At 40.0% G+C, this 1,741-nt stretch carries 3 protein-coding genes; 1 reads left to right on the top strand and 2 read right to left on the bottom strand.

Annotation, left to right across the window (positions count from 1 at the left end; genetic code table 11):
• Together CXF78_RS16505 and map are read right to left on the bottom strand one after the other, a co-directional pair.
• The coding region (locus CXF78_RS16505; RefSeq protein ID WP_180957192.1) for a nucleotidyltransferase domain-containing protein at positions 1-461 on the bottom strand (461 nt) is incomplete at its 3' end.
• A 24-nt stretch (positions 462-485) separates the two neighbouring features.
• Positions 486-1,283 (bottom strand): type I methionyl aminopeptidase, encoded by a 798-nt coding sequence (gene map / locus CXF78_RS16500; RefSeq protein ID WP_011636743.1) that lies wholly within the window; start codon positions 1,281-1,283, stop codon positions 486-488.
• A 350-nt stretch (positions 1,284-1,633) separates the two neighbouring features.
• On the opposite strand from map, the gene CXF78_RS16495 reads away from it, so the two are divergent.
• Positions 1,634-1,741 (top strand): 30S ribosomal protein S2 (locus CXF78_RS16495; RefSeq protein WP_145991513.1); only part of this gene is annotated, 108 nt, incomplete at its 3' end.

Raw genomic sequence — 1,741 nt, 5'->3', positions numbered from 1 at the left:
CGAATAGCATCGTATAACACGTCAAATAGATATTCATTACCTGTGAGCAATCTGGCTTCAATGAGATTTGTGGCAATGGTGATGTCTGCTTTACCTTGCTCAATGGTTTGCGCAATTGTGCGGACACTGTGGCCTATTTCAAGCCCAGTATCCCAAAGGTAAGTAATGAATTGACCCAGTTTAGTTTCAGTCTCAGGTGATAGTTGTTCATCGTCGACCAAAAAAAGTAAGTCAATATCTGAATAAGGATGCAATTCACCACGACCATAGCCACCAACGGCAACTAAGGCAAGATGGTTATTATGTAAGCCAAAATCTTGCCAAGTTTGTGTTAGTAAAGCATCAACAAATTGACTGCGGTGTTTAACAATATCAGCAATAGGGTGTTTTGCAGTGTACTGCTCAACTAAGCGCTGGTTTAAGTCAATTAATGCGTTTTTGGCGGCCAGCGCAGTATTCATTGATGTCCTTACTAATTTGAGTCTTTAGTGATTAATGATACGTGGAAAGTCTTCTTCTTCACGCAACGTTAGCACTTCTACACCGGTTTGGGTCACTAAAAGTGTATGTTCCCATTGTGCAGAATTTTTACTATCAGAAGTTGTGACAGTCCAATTATCACTTTTATCCAACACAGTAGTATGTCGACCTGCATTGATCATTGGTTCAATCGTAAAGCACATACCGGGTCTTAACACGGTCTTGTCATTATTTTTATAATGAACAACTTGCGGTTCTTCGTGGAAACCTGTGCCAATACCATGACCACAATAATCTTGTACGATGGAGTACTTATCAAGCCCTGTTTTACTTGTTTTGATGAATTTTTCGATGGTTGTACCAATTTCGCCTAATTTTAAACCAGGACGCACTTTGCGAATGGCTAAATACAAGCTTTCTTGGGCAATGCGGCTCAAACGTTTGTCTTTTGCTGATACTTCACCGATTAAAAACATTTTCGAAGTATCACCATGATAACCGTCTTTGATGACAGTAATATCTAGGTTAATCATATCGCCATCTTTCAACACGTACTCAGAAGGAATACCGTGGCATACGACTTCATTTACCGAGGTACAAATAGACTTCGGAAATCCGTGATAATTAAGCGGTGCAGAAATAGCACCTTGCTCTTCGGTGTATTTAGCACAAATTTCGTCTAACTCATTTGTGGTCACTCCAGCCTTAACATGTGGAGCTACCATTTCTAATACTTGCGCCGCTAATTTACCCGCTGCACGCATTTTTTCTATCTCGTCTGCATTTTTGATCACAATACTCATGAAAACTCTCTATCTTTTTGGCGGTCAAAATAGGCTTGTTTTATCCAAGGATTTTACGGCAAAAATTTGTATTTACATGCCGTTTATGGTATAAAGCGCGCCGTTATGTGTAAGATCGTTGTTGTACGGTTCGAGTTAATACAATGTCAATCGCTGCTTTTTTAGCAAGGTATACATTGTGTTCGGCAAATCGTAAAATATGGCGGTCATTATACATGGCAATTAACTTAAATACTAAATCACACACGTATCGACACATTTTTCGGGGTGCTTTCTCATTCTTAACAGAAGTTAGAAAGTCGAAACATGGGATGCGTGGAGGTCTAACCCCTTACATTAAGGTAAATACAATGACTACTGTTTCAATGCGCGACATGCTACAAGCTGGTGTTCACTTCGGTCACCAAACTCGTTACTGGAACCCTAAGATGAAGCCTTTCATCTTCGGCGCTCGTAAT

Source organism: Shewanella sp. 11B5 (assembly GCF_002836795.1).
In the GTDB taxonomy this organism is placed as follows: Bacteria; Pseudomonadota; Gammaproteobacteria; order Enterobacterales; family Shewanellaceae; genus Shewanella; species Shewanella frigidimarina.
This window is presented reverse-complemented; position numbering and strand designations above follow the sequence as displayed.